This window comes from Vibrio sabulosilitoris, from assembly GCF_055391395.1.
In genome coordinates, this window is sequence record NZ_AP029600.1 from 888,259 (window position 1) to 902,884 (window position 14,626).

Annotated in this window: 16 protein-coding genes; 6 read left to right on the forward strand and 10 right to left on the reverse strand. The window is 47.9% G+C overall.

The window, feature by feature from the left end; genetic code table 11:
• The first annotated feature begins 38 nt into the window (after positions 1-38).
• The 4 genes from ACZ5R2_RS19405 to ACZ5R2_RS19420 all read left to right on the forward strand — a co-directional run bounded on the left by ACZ5R2_RS19405 (position 39) and on the right by ACZ5R2_RS19420 (position 2,783).
• Positions 39-536: a GNAT family N-acetyltransferase gene (locus ACZ5R2_RS19405; RefSeq protein WP_464902968.1), complete on the forward strand. Its 498-nt coding sequence runs from the start codon at positions 39-41 to the stop codon at positions 534-536.
• Between the two features lie 135 nt (positions 537-671).
• Complete coding sequence (locus tag ACZ5R2_RS19410) at positions 672-1,136, forward strand: GNAT family N-acetyltransferase (protein WP_464902967.1); 465 nt, start codon at positions 672-674, stop codon at positions 1,134-1,136.
• Between the two features lie 179 nt (positions 1,137-1,315).
• Positions 1,316-2,092 carry a phosphotransferase gene (locus ACZ5R2_RS19415; protein WP_464902966.1) on the forward strand — a complete coding sequence of 259 codons (777 nt, stop codon included), beginning with the start codon at positions 1,316-1,318 and terminating at the stop codon, positions 2,090-2,092.
• Positions 2,093-2,234: 142 nt separating this feature from the next.
• Positions 2,235-2,783 (forward strand): chloramphenicol phosphotransferase CPT family protein, encoded by a 549-nt coding sequence (locus ACZ5R2_RS19420; RefSeq protein ID WP_464902965.1) that lies wholly within the window; start codon positions 2,235-2,237, stop codon positions 2,781-2,783.
• 98 nt (positions 2,784-2,881) lie between these two features.
• Here ACZ5R2_RS19420 and ACZ5R2_RS19425 read toward each other — a convergent pair whose 3' ends face one another.
• The 7 genes from ACZ5R2_RS19425 to ACZ5R2_RS19455 all read right to left on the reverse strand — a co-directional run bounded on the left by ACZ5R2_RS19425 (position 2,882) and on the right by ACZ5R2_RS19455 (position 8,975).
• The gene (locus ACZ5R2_RS19425) at positions 2,882-3,349 is read right to left on the reverse strand and encodes a nucleoside recognition domain-containing protein (RefSeq protein WP_464902964.1); all 468 of its coding nucleotides are present in this window, start codon (positions 3,347-3,349) and stop codon (positions 2,882-2,884) included.
• Positions 3,346-4,089: a nucleoside recognition domain-containing protein gene (locus tag ACZ5R2_RS19430; RefSeq protein ID WP_464902963.1), complete on the reverse strand. Its 744-nt coding sequence runs from the start codon at positions 4,087-4,089 to the stop codon at positions 3,346-3,348. The genes ACZ5R2_RS19425 and ACZ5R2_RS19430 overlap by 4 nt, the downstream gene beginning before the upstream one ends.
• Positions 4,090-4,293: 204 nt before the next feature.
• Positions 4,294-5,583: an SLC13 family permease gene (locus tag ACZ5R2_RS19435; protein WP_464902962.1), complete on the reverse strand. Its 1,290-nt coding sequence runs from the start codon at positions 5,581-5,583 to the stop codon at positions 4,294-4,296.
• Positions 5,584-5,653: 70 nt separating this feature from the next.
• Entirely contained in the window at positions 5,654-6,289 is a 636-nt protein-coding gene (gene otnC, locus ACZ5R2_RS19440; RefSeq protein WP_464902961.1) for a 3-oxo-tetronate 4-phosphate decarboxylase, read from the reverse strand.
• Positions 6,289-7,566, reverse strand: coding sequence for a 3-oxo-tetronate kinase (gene otnK, locus ACZ5R2_RS19445; protein ID WP_464902960.1), 1,278 nt, complete (start codon positions 7,564-7,566; stop codon positions 6,289-6,291). Before otnK ends, otnC begins: the two co-directional genes overlap by 1 nt.
• A gap of 15 nt (positions 7,567-7,581) precedes the next feature.
• On the reverse strand, positions 7,582-8,667 hold the full coding sequence (locus tag ACZ5R2_RS19450; RefSeq protein WP_464902959.1) for an isocitrate/isopropylmalate dehydrogenase family protein: 1,086 nt from the start codon (positions 8,665-8,667) through the stop codon (positions 7,582-7,584).
• Between the two features lie 11 nt (positions 8,668-8,678).
• Positions 8,679-8,975: a putative quinol monooxygenase gene (locus ACZ5R2_RS19455; protein WP_464919439.1), complete on the reverse strand. Its 297-nt coding sequence runs from the start codon at positions 8,973-8,975 to the stop codon at positions 8,679-8,681.
• 221 nt (positions 8,976-9,196) lie between these two features.
• On the opposite strand from ACZ5R2_RS19455, the gene ACZ5R2_RS19460 reads away from it, so the two are divergent.
• Complete coding sequence (locus tag ACZ5R2_RS19460) at positions 9,197-9,955, forward strand: DeoR/GlpR family DNA-binding transcription regulator (protein WP_464902957.1); 759 nt, start codon at positions 9,197-9,199, stop codon at positions 9,953-9,955.
• Between the two features lie 195 nt (positions 9,956-10,150).
• Here ACZ5R2_RS19460 and ACZ5R2_RS19465 read toward each other — a convergent pair whose 3' ends face one another.
• Complete coding sequence (locus ACZ5R2_RS19465) at positions 10,151-10,693, reverse strand: nuclear transport factor 2 family protein (RefSeq protein WP_464902956.1); 543 nt, start codon at positions 10,691-10,693, stop codon at positions 10,151-10,153.
• A gap of 134 nt (positions 10,694-10,827) precedes the next feature.
• Between ACZ5R2_RS19465 and ACZ5R2_RS19470 the strand changes: the two genes are divergently transcribed.
• Positions 10,828-11,211: a winged helix-turn-helix transcriptional regulator gene (locus tag ACZ5R2_RS19470; RefSeq protein ID WP_464902955.1), complete on the forward strand. Its 384-nt coding sequence runs from the start codon at positions 10,828-10,830 to the stop codon at positions 11,209-11,211.
• Between the two features lie 295 nt (positions 11,212-11,506).
• On the opposite strand, the gene tkt is transcribed toward ACZ5R2_RS19470, so the two are convergent.
• Together tkt and tal are read right to left on the reverse strand one after the other, a co-directional pair.
• A complete protein-coding gene (gene tkt, locus ACZ5R2_RS19475; RefSeq protein WP_464902954.1) occupies positions 11,507-13,498 on the reverse strand; it encodes a transketolase in 1,992 nt (663 codons plus the stop codon).
• Between the two features lie 139 nt (positions 13,499-13,637).
• Positions 13,638-14,588, reverse strand: coding sequence for a transaldolase (gene tal, locus ACZ5R2_RS19480; RefSeq protein WP_464902953.1), 951 nt, complete (start codon positions 14,586-14,588; stop codon positions 13,638-13,640).
• Between the last annotated feature and the right edge of the window lie 38 nt (positions 14,589-14,626).

The window sequence follows — 14,626 nt, forward strand, 5'->3', positions numbered from 1 at the left end:
CAACACAATTTTATAAGTGCAGATTGTCTTAGGATTAGATGAAATCGGTTAATTTGGTGAGAATAATAAAATCTGAGCGCTCAACAAAAAAAGTCGTTAAGGATCTGATGCAAAATTATCTGCATGATATGTCACCATATACAGGTGATATATCGGATGATAAAGGCCTGTATGACCTCGGAAAATACTTCGACCTATATTGGACTGATAAAGACCGGTTTGCTTATCTTTGTCTCAATGACGATGTAGCGATCGGTTTTGCTTTGGTCCGAGAAATTGCGACTAACCAGTTTTCAATCGCAGAATTTTTCATTTTGAGTTCACATCGCCGGAAAGGGATAGCAACTCAGTTTGCTCATAAAGTATTTCGACAGCATTTGGGTAGCTGGACGGTCGCACAACTTGAGTCCAACAAAGTAGCTCAGTGCTTTTGGCGCAAGGCGATATCAAGCTACACCCACGGCGCCTTCTCTGAGGGTTGGTCGGCTTCACAGCCCTTAGGCCCCATGCAATGTTTTGACAACAGTTGTTCGTAGCACGGATTCACCTATTTAAATGAGAGTACTTATCCGCCACACATTACTGTTCGTTATTTGAACTGGTTTTGCTTGTGGCTGTAGTCTCTATATGAATGGGCGGTATCGACATAAATCAAACGCTAAGAGGTTATCTTGGACAAAATTTATATTTCACAGCTACTTGATAGCGACCGAAGTGCTGTGTGGGAGTTATTGCAAGACGAACAGACTATGCGGTATTTAGGCCCCCGCAGGCCTTTGACAGACGAAGAGTCTGAAACTTGGTTTGTGAATGAGCAACGAGCCAAAAGCCGCTTTGCCTTTCGCTCGGTTGAATCCAATGAAATCATAGGCTTTTGCGGAGTAACACTGCTCGAGGGTGAGTTAGACTTTGGTTATTTTATTCGTCGGCGATTTTGGGGAAAAGGACTGGCAAGTGCAATGTGTAAAATTGCGATATCTCAGTTGGCTGAGTCCGTCGATTTGACTCAGGTGAAGGTATTTATTGCATCGGATAATCTAGGTAGCCAAAAAGTGGCGGAAAAACTGGGTTGGCAAAGAAAATGCGCTGCAGAGAATCAGTATGAGACAGGGAGCGTGTATCAAATTCGCCCTTGATTAGACTAGGAGCTTACGATGGAAAGTAGCTAACATGGTTGATGGCCCTTTTCATGTTTCGTCAGGATCGCGGTCGCACTTTGGTCAAGTGATTTGAATTTCACTTACCCAGTGTACATAAAATGTGGTTCGGCTGTGGTAGATTCAACTCACGCAATTATTCACTGACAAGGAAGGATATGGAAGAGCTTCAAGGTGGGCGATTAAATTCAATTTACCGCTCTGGTAATAATGTAATTCGTCCCTGCGGGTTATGGTCTTCGTCTGTACATTCGCTTCTAGAGCAACTTAAAAGTAGTGGTTTTGACGCCGCACCAAAGTTTTGTGGACTTGATAACCACGGAAATGAAATTCTGACTTTCGTTCAAGGAGAGGTATATAACTACCCGCTAGAAGGAAATATAGCCACCAGTCAAGCTCTTGTTTCGGCTGCACAACTGCTACGAGAATACCATGATGCAACATTACCGTTACTCTCTAATCCACTATTCAATGATATGCGTTGGCGGTTACCAAGCCGTGAGCCAATTGAAGTCATTTGTCATGGGGACTTTGCCCCTTACAATGTTGCTCTAAATGGTTCACAAACGGTTGGGATATTTGATTTTGATACTGCCCATCCAGCATCGAGAGTGTGGGACATTGCCTATGCGGTGTATTGCTGGGCCCCCTTTAAAACACATGAATATGATGCTTTGGGTGACCTGAACTCCCAATCCGCACGCGCAAAGCAGTTTTGTGATGCTTACGGCTTAAGCATCGAACATCGTGAAAAACTGGTAATGACAATGGTTGATAGACTTGAAGCGTTGCTAGCCTTTATGGACCAAGAGGCGAGAAGAGGCGATGATGCTTTCATAGCCAATATTCGCGATGGTCATCATCTAGCTTATCTCGCTGATATTGAGTATCTGGTAAATAATCGAGAATATATTACAAAAATACTGTTAGGATAAACAGACTCACTAACGCGTTTGTCCCTTCAAAGAGTTAGGTATGGGCCGTGCTCGCATGATGTACGGCTGCAGAGGGCACAGCAAGAATGTGTTACTGATGCACACATATCGTCAGGCTTTTGCATCTAATAAAAGGAAATTGATGGCTAAAGTAATATTTTTACATGGTACTAGTAGCGCTGGTAAGTCCACGCTATCTAAAGCCATTCAGTCACAGATCGATTTACCATTTTGGCACTATGCGTCAGATCAGTTAGTCGAAGCGGGAATGCTACCAAAGCGTATAAACGATGGAGGTGCATTTGATTGGAAGATTAACCGCCCCAAATTCTTTCGGGCATTTCACTTATGTATCAAGGCAGTTTTGGACTCAGGAAACGATATTATCCTTGATCACATCATCGAGTCAGATGAATGGTATGAAGAGTTAAAAGTTTTGCTCGTTGAACATGACCTGTTTTTTGTTGGTGTCCACTGTCCAATTGACGTTCTTCGAGAGCGAGAGATAAAGCGAGAGGACAGAAATATCGGCAATCGTTACAGAGGTGAGGCTGAATATCACTTAACGCACGTACACTCCTACTCTGAATATGACATTGAGATCAACAGTAATGAGAAATCGGTCGAAGATACAGCGTCAGATGTGATAGAAGCTTGGTCAAAAAGAACCCAATCAAAATTCTTTGATTAGATACTCGTGAGAGGTACAGATACAGGCTTTTCTTGGCTTTGAAAAGCCTGTATCCCCATAGTTGTCGGTAATAATGAGCTTGCAGTTATTACCATCGATTAGACTATGGCTTTCATAATGACTATCGACACCAATGCGGCAATAAAGTTGTTGATCTGCATTATTAAATGGTATTTACCGGGTGTACCTATAACCGCTAAAATCCGGCCATGATATTGAATATTGGAACCTATGATGTAACATGCTGGTGCCATTACAACCAAGTCGTACCCAGTTAGTGCCCCACCCAAGTAAAGGGCTGATGCGACGCCTAAACCTCCTCCCATCGACAGCCAGTATCCAATCAGCATGATACCCGTGGCTCCAGGTAAGTTAAGCAGGCCCATCATAGGAGCGAACAAAGCAGAAATGAGGTCCAGCCCTCCAGATAACTTCAAAGCGTGAATAAGGACAAAGGCCATCACCACATTGGGCATCATCGATGTAATAGCTGCATTCCAACCGGTTTTGGCACCGTCAACAAAGACATCAGTTGGGAGTTTTTTACTTGCTTTTGGTTGGATCATGACTGTGTCTCCTGCAATGCTGGTTGAGGTGAAGTTGGTTTGTTATTTTCTTCGAAATTCGGGTCAAAGAAGTGTACATAGACCCGCAGCAAGTTAGTCGCCAAGACCTTCATCAGCAAGTTAACAACCAGCACTAAACCAATACTGGTGGCACTAACGCTACTGTCCTCAGCGGATAAAGCAAGCAACACTGAACCGGTCATCAGAAAGTTGGTCAACCAACCTCCGGCGCAAAACTGGAATTGGGTGAAGAATAGTTTCTCACGCGCATTGAGGTGTTTCTTTTTGAGTAGGTCATTGGTCATTGCCGCGCCTACATCTACTGTTTGAAATGAACCTAGGGCGGTTAGGCCCGCAATACCGGGAACGGCCAGTAGCGGGCGGAAAAGTGGCTCCATCAGGCGGCGGGCAACCTCAAGAGCGCCCATCGATTCGATGACGGCAAAAATACCCATCGCAAATATCACCATCGGGGCCAGTGTCAGGGCGAAGATAAACCCGTCTCTGGCGCCGCTCCCGCCCTTGCCACGAAAAGATGTGGTCGAGGAGACGACCTCGGTAACCTGCCCGTCTAATAGCGTAGTATCGACCTGGTGGACAACCTGCCCGAAGCCACCTGCCATGGTGAGAAAATCAAAGATTCCCCACCATTGGTCGGATTTCATGACGCCAGAAAAAAACACACATGCGAAGATAAAGGCTATTACTCCCTTAACCCGCCATCGCTGATTGAAGCTCATAGTGACCTCTCTGTCTTAATTGAATTCGTTACATCACTGACTTTTTTCTCGTTGTCGTTGTTAGACACTCCAAGCAATACCCCACCTTTGATAACAGGGGAGGTAATTGTCCTAGGCATCTAATTGTTATTCTTGGTTGGCTGGGGCTGGCTGTTACCAGCTCCAGCTTTGGTTAGTGTTGCTACTGTGCTTGACGTTTCATTGTTACATCGGGAATACCATTGGGATAACCATAATCGCCAGTACAGTGTTGATAGCCGCCAATGGTGTGCCGACTTTGACAAAATCGGTGAAGCTCAGACCACCGGATCCGTCATGACGTTTGGATGCTGACATCGCCAAAGGATTGGCAGGTTGCCCCATTACCATACAGAAGCACTGTGAAGTACCGATGATGACAGCAAAGACGATGCCGACTGGGTTGACACCAATCTGAACGGCAAGGCTGTAGGCAATTGGAATAAGCAGGGCACCGGTAGCCGTGTTGCTCATAATGTTGGTCATCACGGTAGCGAGCAGCAGCATGGTCACCATCAGGCCGTAGCCGCTGGGACTTTCGCCCAGCAAGCCAACCAAGTTTTCGGCGATCATGGCACCAGCACCGGATTTTCCGAGTGCGATAGCCATTGCCAGCATCCCTGCGAGGAGGAAAACAACGCCGAGGTCGATGGCTTTGTAGGCCTGTTTTTCATTGAGCACGCCGGTTATGATTAAGCTGACTGCGCCAATCGAAGCGATAACATGAAGATCAAATCCAGTGACACTTTTGCCAAGGACCATGCCGATCACTGCAGTGATCAGGGTCGCAAGGGACAAGTATTGTTTCCAAGCAGGGACGTTGTGATGGTCATTGCTTTGTGTTTCGGTCTTTTCAGCACCTTTGTGTACTTGTGAGCTTAGAAAGCGTTTGCCAATCAGGATGTAGTAAGCCACGGCAACGAGCAGCATAGGTACACCGACAGTGCCAAACGAAAAGAACGAGAAAGGTTCATGGCCAAAATTCTGTATGTGGCCATTTCCCAATAGATTGGCAGGCTGGCCTACCAAACTAATGATCCCGCCGATAGAACAACTAATGGTAATCGGCATCAATAAGGTTTTGGAGCAGTATTTCAGGCCAATGCTCATTCCGACAATCACTGGAATAAGCACGACGGCAGTTCCCGTATTGGACAGAAAGGCACTCATAATACCGCACAAGATCATGGTTGCAGCAATGAGCTGGTTTTCGGTACGGGCAACTTTCTTAACCATGTTACCTATTCGGTCTGCCATACCGGTTTCGAACAAGGCAGCTCCGATGATCAGCATACTGACAATCAGGACAATATTCTTGTTGGCGATCTGGTCAAAGGCCTCTTGGGGGGAGAGTACCCCAAAAAAGACCAATAAAACGGCCGAAAGCATGGCGGTGACACCGAGGGGAAGCTTTTCGGTGACGAACATAAAGATGGTAAAACATAATATGAGCAGGGTAATAGAGGCATCAGTCATTCTTTACTTTTCCTTTTCGTTCACGTTATGGCGCTGGTTAATGACCAGTCGTTATTATGTGTAGAGCGAATTACTTTCTCTTATGGGTCAGTTCGCTGACCTCTGTATCTGTTAGGTATTTCACGGGTTGGCCCTGTAATAGCCAGGCAAGCTTGGCGGTTTCCTCCAGTTCTTCGGCATTGTCTACGGCGTCGAGAAAATCCGTGCCGGTAACGACAGGGCCATGGTTGGCCAATAGGACTGCCTTGTGTCCCTGTGCGGTCAGCGAACCAATTGTATCGTTGAGACGCGCAGAGCCGGGAGCAAAATAGGGGACCACGGGCAATGCTCCGATCCGCATCACGTAGTAAGGAGTGAAAGCTTTTATCGCATTATCAACGTCAAGATCGGCTCTGACAGAGAGCGCGGTTAGGTAGGTCGAGTGCAAATGGACAATACCATTGACTGTTTGATTGCTAAGGTACACCGCAAGGTGAAAACCAGCTTCTTTCGAGGGACGATCACCACTGATGTGGGTGCCGTCGATCGTCACTTCCGACAGGGTATCGGCGTTGAGGCGACCAAGGCTGGAGCCTGTTGGAGTTGTCAGGATATTGCCATTTGGCAATTTGAGTGAAAGGTTACCACCCCCACCTGTGGTAAACCCCCTGTTAAACAGCGAGCGGCCCTGTTCGACCATTAGTTGCCGTAGTGCTTGAGCGTCCATTAGCACGTCTCCTCAAGTTTAGGTAAAAACATATCCTGGGCTTGCTGGAAAAAATCTGGGCTACCGAAATTGCCTGATTTCAAAGCGAGGTAGTAGTCATGGTTGCTAACTCGTACCCAGGGAACACCGGCTGCAATGGTGACACCGATTTCAAGCGCACCCACATCCAATGCCCTAGTGACAGAGCCAGAAGTTTCACCGCCTGCGGCAATGAAATTTTTGAAGCCCCTTGCGCTTAACTCACTTACTAGTTGCCCGAAGACCTGTTCGATCAGCAGCGAGATATCTTCCGGGTAGTGCTGGCGGATGAAGGCAAGCTCAGTGGCATCCACGGTTGCTCGCACCATGGGGGCGTAACGCTGGTGGCTGTTTGCTTCCACCCAATTGGCTAGTATCTGCGGGTAACCTGAGTTGCTCATTACCTCGTCGAGGTCTAGCTTCAGGCTAGGCGCCACAGCTTCATACCTGCTGACTTGAAGGTTGGTTTGGGTTGAGCAAGAGCCGCTGATCACCACTGCTTTTGCCGCCTCGGGTAGCGGAACGCTTGTTTCGCCAAAACTTTTCGGCTGTCGATGTTTCGCAATACCGCCAGAGATCCCCGAACCGCCAGTAATTAATGCCAGGTCGTGGAAGGCTTTGCCCAACACATCGAGGTGATTGTCGTTAAACGCATCAACGACGATATACCGGTAGCCCTCATTGCTAAGCTGGGTAAAACGACGACGTACCGCTTCGCAGCCTTTTTCTATTATCTGGAAGTCAATTAATGCCGAGCGGCCTTGACTTTGGCTATCCATCAGGCGCATTAGGTTGGCATCATGCATTGGGGTCAGCGGATGGTTTTTCATACCGGACTCATTGAGTGGTACACCCTTTACAAATAGGTTGCCGAAAAACACCTGACGGCCATTGATCGGCAGCGAAGGGCAAACAATGGTGCTGGTCAAGCCGGCTTCCTCGAGCAAGGCATCCGTAACAGGGCCAATATTGCCATCGGTAGTGCTGTCAAAGGTTGAACAGTACTTGAGCTGGATCTGGTTGCAGCCTTGGGCCTTGAGCCAACGATAGGCAGCCAGGCTATGGTTGATAGCATCTTGTTTTGGTTCGCTGCGGCTTTTTAAGCTCACCACAATGGCATCGATATCGTCTGGCAGCCCGGCGGTGACTGTCCTGTCCGGAATACCATTGACCTGAATAGTGCGCAATCCCGCATTGACCACGAAGCTGGCGGCATCGGTGCCGCCAGTGTAGTCGTCAGCGATAATTCCTAATTTCATGCTGACTCCTATGGTTTACATGCCTAGTTGGCGACGAACTTCACTAACGATTTCGTTTAGGCCCGAGGTACCGCCTAGTTCGTAAGGTAGGAGCGTACCAGTGGCATAGGCTTGCTCGACAGCCTGGTCGAGTTCTTGTCCTGCAACAGCGGCTTGTGGGCAATCGAATTTGTCGCTGAGGTAATCCAGCATCATAGCACCGGACAGGATCATCGCGGTTGGGTTAGCTTTGGCCTGACCCATGATATCGGGTGCCGAGCCATGGCAAGGTTGGAAGACGGCGTGGTTGTCGCCGATCTCGGCACTTGGTGCCATTCCCATACCGCCCATCAGGCCGGCAGCAAGATCAGATAGGATATCGCCATACTGATTCTCCGTCGGCATCACATCGAACTCCCATGGGCGGCGAACCATGTCGAGGGCAGCGAAGTCGACATACTGGTGAGCTGATTTGACTTCGGGGTACTGCTCTGCGATTTGATAGAACCATTGACGGGCCTTGTGCTGTGAGGACAGTACATTGGCTTTATCGATGTGGGTTACCAGGTTATGACCGCGCCCCTGACGGTGGCGGCGTTGCGCGAGGCGGAACGAGAAATCGTACAGCTTGTCGGAAACGGTTTTGGATATCCGCATTAGGTTGTGCGCATACTCATCGTCATCAAGCTCGTGGCCGCGCGGGAAGGCAAACAACCCTTCTGTTGATTCGCGAACGATAACGAAGTCGAGTTTTTTGCTGCGTTGATCAATTAAGGGCAGTGGTAGGTTTGGCAGGGTGCGACAAGGCCGCACACCGGCATAAAGCCCAAGGCGTTTGCGCAGATCATGCTGGGGACCGATTTCAGTACCGTCCGGGTAGCGAATATCCGGCAAGCCCATTGCACCAAGGAAAATGGCATCTGCAGCAGCGGCGCGTTCGAAGTGTGGCTCAGGGAAGGCATCACCCGTATCGGCATAGTATTGTGCTCCTGCATCGATATGGTCAAATTCCAAATGAATACCATGCTTATTGGCAACAAATTGCAAAAGATTCAATGCTGGTGGGGTGATTTCATGGCCGATGCCGTCGCCAGGCATCACAGCAATATTGAAGGTTTTCATGGGCGCTCCGGTTATTCAGCAGAAGGTAAAAGTTCGAAAGTGTTCACCACTTTCTCGCCGACCATATGTGCAGTTTCTGTATCGAATGCTTTGAAATGATCGGTGGTAAGGTGGAAATCAAAATCGCGGGGGTGGTGGTATTTTTCATACAAGAGAAAAGTGGCCGCAGTGTCGCTGTGGTTGACTGAAACCTCGAAGCAATCACACCCCGGTTCTTTGAGTGTTGCATTGGCATTTTCGAGCAGCAGTTTCTGGAACGATGCTGCAAAATGGTTGGGAATTGTCAGGTTAACCTGGACGACAAACATAGCCTTTTCTCCATTAATCATTCTGTCGATAAGCGCACTGTATGTTAATTATTGTGAAAAATGAACAACAATTAACATTGTAAGTTGATCTTTGATTGGTTGATCACAAAAGTTAACAGAGTTGTGAGGCCAGCAATGTTCGAGGAGCTAATTGATTAGGGGAATTACCTTGTGTGAATTTCTGTGATAAAATGTGATTTCATATGTAAAGGGATGCGTCTATGTTGCAGTTACAACGCCACAGTGAAATATTAAAAGTCCTAGAAGACAAAGAGTTCGTGAGTATTGCCGAGCTTTCGGAAAAGCTCAATGTGTCACACATGACTATTCGTCGGGACATTGAAAAGCTCGAGGCCGATTATCGGGTTGCGGCGGTGAAAGGGGGGGTAAAAGCAATGGCTTCGACCAGTCGTGAGCTGCCTCGTACCCACAAAGCAAAAATCCGCCACCCTCAGAAAGTCGCTATTGCTAACACTGCACTCTCCTTGATTGGACAAGCCAAAACCCTATATTTGGATGCCGGTACCACAACGGCCGAAATTGCCTTTTTACTTGAGGGGCGCAGTGATGTTGTGGTGATCACCAATGATATTGCCATTACCAATTACCTGATGGAAAACGGGCAGTGCGAGGTCTATTGCACCGGCGGTAAGCTTGATCACCAAAATGGCTCATTTGTTGGCCAGCGGGTGGCAGATGCTATCCGTAGTTTCAATATCGATCTTGCCTTTGTTTCGACCTCCGGGTTTAGTGCAAACGGTATATCGACCCCAGCAGAGGACAAAGTCACCGTGAAGCAGGCCATTGCCCAGATGGCTAAGCGCAAGGTGTTGGTTTCCGACTCAGCTAAGTTTGGCAATATATCCCTGCACAATGCTCTACCAATCAATGTGTTTGAAGCTTTGATCACGGACAATGGAATAGAAGAAGAGCAAATCAAGGCACTAGTCGAGAGTGGTACCTCAGTCCATATTGCTTGATAGTGCAGAGTTAAGGCGACAGATTTAGAGGCCGTCATTTGGCTTAGTTAGCAAAAAAAAGCAAATGTTGCTTGGCATGCTGCCCGGGGCTGGCTACAAGCCAAGCAAAAATCGCCGAACCTACCTCTTGAGGCTACTTGGGTGTCATTCTAATCCTATCATTAGTCGCCACTGAGATATTTCGCCTGAAATGAGTCAGAAAACGCCATTGGCATTGGCGATATCACCGCCACTGATAAGAGAATAGACTCTCATAGAGAAATCAAGAGCTTGGATTGAATCCCAGTGCTCTACGATTCTCCCTTCCTTAATACGCCAGATATCAATAATATTCATTCCCTTTTGATCATTTCCCCGGTCTTTTTTGTTAAGCGTTGCATGAGAATGAAAAATGACATAGTCGCCGTCAACCAAGATATGCTTCACATCATAAGTGTAATCGGGATACTCCTCGACGAACTCTTTCAAAAAGCCGACTAAGCCTGTCATTTTATCCGGTAGGTTACGGTTGTGTTGTAGATAAGAACTGTCGTCATAATTGTCCATGACGTAGTCAAAATTGTGATCATTCATTAGGTTTTGAACGAAATCCGTCACCAATTCTGCATTATTTCGCTCTTGCTCTGTCCAGTTATCCTTGGCCAGCGACAAGAGATCAATTTTCAGTGAATCTTCGGTTTGTGCATAGGTTGCTTTACTACATAGCAAAAGAATAGATAGGGCAATTGCTTTATACATAAGTCACTCCTTTGGTCGTTTTACTTTCAAAGTATAGATTAATAACCTAAGTATTCAAAAGTAACTTGCATTACAAGGAGGTACTAATATATTAGTAAGGCACATTGAGGTAACTGGGAATCAGGAGAATAAATATGGTGATAGCAAAGCAATCAGACAGACGGGTTTTTCATAATAGACCGGATTGCCCAGTTCGAAGCATAGTGGCGCAGATCGGTGATAAGTGGTCACTACTTATCCTCTTCGCTCTGGTTGACGGCTCTGATCGGTTCAATGCATTGAAATCAAGAATTGAGGGGATCTCTCAGCGTATGCTAACGCAAACTCTGCGTGATTTAGAACGAGAGGGTTATGTCAATCGGACGGTGTATCCTGAAGTGCCAGTTCGAGTTGAATACGCACTGACGGAGCTGGGAAGAGATCTGGTTAAGCCACTTTATCAGCTTGTTACATGGGCAGATGATCATCAGGAAGAAATCAAACAGGCACGCAAAGTTTATGATGAAAGAGATAGCTAAGATTCTTTACAGGGCCTGTTCGGCTTCGAGCCGATACCAATAATGTGACCAAAGTTGCTCGTGAAGAGCAATGCGATTCAAGCCTTCACCTGCTACCAGATTGGATTGGAGTCTCATCGAAACCGCTAGGTGAACCTGATCAGTTAGCGCAATCGTTCACACTAGCAGTGGATGAACAAGCAACATTGATCAACTGTGCAACGGCCATTTCACCTTTGAAGACTAAAAAATGCACACACTGAGAGGTGTGTGCATTTTTAACCCAATATTTGCTAACGAGCGTTGTTACTAATAGCTAAGCTAACAGCTCCTGAGCAGTTTCAAGCACATTAGCAACAGTAAAGCCAAATAATTTAAACAGCTCGCCCGCTGGTGCTGATTCACCAAAGGTGGTCATGCCGATGATACGACCATCGAAGCCAACGTACTTATACCAGTAATCCGCAATACCAGCTTCAACGGCAATGCGGGCTGTCACATCTGATGGCAGAACTTGTTCACGGTAGGCGGCATCTTGGGCATCAAAGGTATCAGTTGATGGCATTGATACTACGCGTACATTTTTGCCTTGAGCGGCCAGCTGCTCAGCTGCTTCAACCACCAGTGAGACCTCAGAGCCTGTTGCAATCAAGATAAGCTCAGGCTTGCCTGCGCAGTCTTTAAGTACATAACCACCTTTGGCAATGTCGGCAACCTGCGATTGATTGCGCTCTTGTTGAGCCAGGTTCTGACGCGAGAAAATCAGAGCGGTAGGTGCATCTTTGCGTTCAATGGCAAGCTTCCAAGCAACAGCAGATTCAACCTGATCACAAGGGCGCCAAGTGCTCATATTTGGCGTTAGGCGCAGTGCTGCCATCTGTTCAACAGGCTGGTGGGTTGGACCATCTTCACCAAGACCAATTGAATCGTGAGTGTAGACTTGAATGTTTTGCACTTTCATCAGCGCGGCCATGCGCATCGCATTACGCGCGTATTCCATAAACATCAAGAAGGTCGCGCCGTAGGTGACAAAACCGCCGTGCAATGCGATACCGTTCATGATCGCGGTCATGCCGAACTCACGCACTCCATAATGGATGTAGTTACCGGCAAAGTCATTGGCTTCAAGTGATTTCGAGCCAGACCAAATCGTTAGGTTAGAGGGAGCAAGATCAGCAGAGCCGCCCATAAACTCTGGCAAAATTTTACCAAAGGCTTCGAGCGCATTTTGTGATGCTTTGCGAGAGGCGATGTTGGCTGGGTTTGCTTGTAAGTCATTAATCACTTGTTCTGCATACTGCTGCCAGTTGTCAGGTAACTCGCCATTGATACGACGTTTAAAGTCGGCAGCAAGTTCTGGGTAGGCAGCCTGATAAGCGGCTAACTTCTCTTCCCAAGCGGCCTCTTTTGCAGCACCGGCATCTTTCGCATCCCAATTGGCATAAACATCCGCTGGGATTTCAAATGGGCCGTGTTCCCAACCAAGGAACTCACGTGCTGCAGCAACCTCGGCTTCTCCCAGTGGGGCACCGTGACAGTCGTGTGAGCCTGATTTATTCGGTGAGCCAAAGCCGATGATGGTTTTGGTGCACACTAGAGTAGGGCGTGGGTCGGCTTTGGCTGCTTCAATCGCTGCGTTAACCGCTTGTGGATCGTGACCGTCTACTGCTGGAATGACATGCCAACCATAAGCCTCAAAGCGTTTTGGCGTATCGTCAGAGAACCAGCCTTCTACATGACCATCAATCGAGATACCGTTATCGTCCCAAAAGGCGATCAGCTTACCTAGTCCAAGGGTACCTGCAAGTGAACATGCCTCGTGTGAAATACCTTCCATTAGACAGCCATCACCCAAAAAGGCATAGGTGTAATGGTCGACGATGTCGTGACCCGGCTGGTTGAATTGGGCGGCAAGGGCTTTTTCGGCGATTGCCATGCCGACAGCGTTTGAGATCCCTTGACCGAGTGGGCCAGTGGTTGTCTCAATCCCCGGAGCATAACCGTACTCTGGGTGGCCCGGAGTTTTCGAGTGCAGTTGACGGAAATTCTTCAGCTCTTCAATCGGCAGTTCATAACCCGTCAAGTGAAGCAAAGAGTAAAGCAGCATCGAGCCGTGACCATTCGACAGCACAAAGCGGTCACGGTTAGCCCAATCTGGGTTTTGTGGGTTGTGATTGAGGTGAGAGCGCCACAGCACTTCAGCGATGTCTGCCATGCCCATTGGGGCACCAGGGTGACCGGAATTGGCCTTCTGTACGCCATCCATGCTCAGAGCACGAATAGCATTTGCGAGATGTTTACGATCCATATTGTGATACCGATTTAGTAGAGTAGGGGGAGTGCGGTTTGCTTATTACAACTCTTGATAACACTCTCTGTTATTCACCAAACTGGCAGACTAAAGTCATCTTTGCCTGCCACCTTGGTAGGTAAATTCAGTGACTGGATTACAGCTTAGCCTCAATCATAGTTTCAAGCTTGCCTTGGTCAATCGCGAAGTTACGGATACCTTCAGCCAGTTTTTCCACGGCCATTGCATCTTGGTTGTGTTCCCATAGGAACTCAGCATGCGTCATAGCTGCCGGACTTGCTTGAGTATCACCTGCTGGCGCAAGCTTGGTCTCAACCACACCCTCAGCAGCTTCTAGCTCAGCAAGCAGAGCCGGTGAGATAGTCAGGCGGTCACAGCCAGCTAGCTCGAGAATCTCGCCGATATTGCGGAAGCTAGCCCCCATCACAACGGTGTTGTAGCCATGCTGTTTATAGTAGTTGTAGATGCTGGTCACAGACAGTACGCCAGGGTCTTCTTGAGGCGCGAAATCACGGCCTTCTTTGGCTTTGTACCAGTCCATAATACGACCAACAAATGGCGAGATAAGGAAAACGCCCGCTTCTGCACAAGCGCGCGCTTGAGCGAATGAAAACAGCAGGGTCAGGTTACAGTTGATGCCTTCTTTTTCAAGGATCTCCGCTGCACGGATACCTTCCCAAGTTGAGGCCAGCTTGATAAGGATGCGGTCGTTAGTGATGCCCGCATCGTTATACATCTTGATCAATTGGCGTGCTTTCGCCACGCTCGCGTCAGTATCGTAAGACAGGCGAGCATCGACTTCAGTTGAAATACGACCTGGGATAGTGGCAAGAATTTCTTTACCAATATTAACCGCCAGCATGTCACAGGCTGCTTCAACTTGCTGCACAGTGTCCCCGCCACTAGATTTGGCGTAGCTGATCGCTTGGTCTATCAGTGGGGCATACTCTTCTAGCTGCGCCGCTTTGAGGATCAATGAAGGGTTGGTGGTGGCATCTTGCGGTTGGTACTTCTTGATCGCATCGATTTCACCCGTGTCCGCGACAACCGTTGTTAGTTTGCGTAGTTGCTCTAGCTTGTTCGTCATTTTCGTCTTCCTATCTCTAATGCAGTAAACCACTTACG

Coding starts and splice junctions, on each gene's coding strand:
- ACZ5R2_RS19435 (WP_464902962.1), bottom strand. CDS start 5,583: ATGACTGATGCCTCTATTACCCTGCTCATATTATGTTTTACCATCTTT.
- ACZ5R2_RS19430 (WP_464902963.1), bottom strand. CDS start 4,089: ATGAGCTTCAATCAGCGATGGCGGGTTAAGGGAGTAATAGCCTTTATC.
- ACZ5R2_RS19420 (WP_464902965.1), top strand. CDS start 2,235: ATGGCTAAAGTAATATTTTTACATGGTACTAGTAGCGCTGGTAAGTCC.
- otnC (WP_464902961.1), bottom strand. CDS start 6,289: ATGGACGCTCAAGCACTACGGCAACTAATGGTCGAACAGGGCCGCTCG.
- ACZ5R2_RS19465 (WP_464902956.1), bottom strand. CDS start 10,693: ATGTATAAAGCAATTGCCCTATCTATTCTTTTGCTATGTAGTAAAGCA.
- ACZ5R2_RS19455 (WP_464919439.1), bottom strand. CDS start 8,975: ATGTTTGTCGTCCAGGTTAACCTGACAATTCCCAACCATTTTGCAGCA.
- ACZ5R2_RS19470 (WP_464902955.1), top strand. CDS start 10,828: ATGGTGATAGCAAAGCAATCAGACAGACGGGTTTTTCATAATAGACCG.
- ACZ5R2_RS19450 (WP_464902959.1), bottom strand. CDS start 8,667: ATGAAAACCTTCAATATTGCTGTGATGCCTGGCGACGGCATCGGCCAT.
- ACZ5R2_RS19425 (WP_464902964.1), bottom strand. CDS start 3,349: ATGATCCAACCAAAAGCAAGTAAAAAACTCCCAACTGATGTCTTTGTT.
- ACZ5R2_RS19415 (WP_464902966.1), top strand. CDS start 1,316: ATGGAAGAGCTTCAAGGTGGGCGATTAAATTCAATTTACCGCTCTGGT.
- otnK (WP_464902960.1), bottom strand. CDS start 7,566: ATGAAATTAGGAATTATCGCTGACGACTACACTGGCGGCACCGATGCC.
- ACZ5R2_RS19405 (WP_464902968.1), top strand. CDS start 39: ATGAAATCGGTTAATTTGGTGAGAATAATAAAATCTGAGCGCTCAACA.
- tkt (WP_464902954.1), bottom strand. CDS start 13,498: ATGGATCGTAAACATCTCGCAAATGCTATTCGTGCTCTGAGCATGGAT.
- tal (WP_464902953.1), bottom strand. CDS start 14,588: ATGACGAACAAGCTAGAGCAACTACGCAAACTAACAACGGTTGTCGCG.
- ACZ5R2_RS19460 (WP_464902957.1), top strand. CDS start 9,197: ATGTTGCAGTTACAACGCCACAGTGAAATATTAAAAGTCCTAGAAGAC.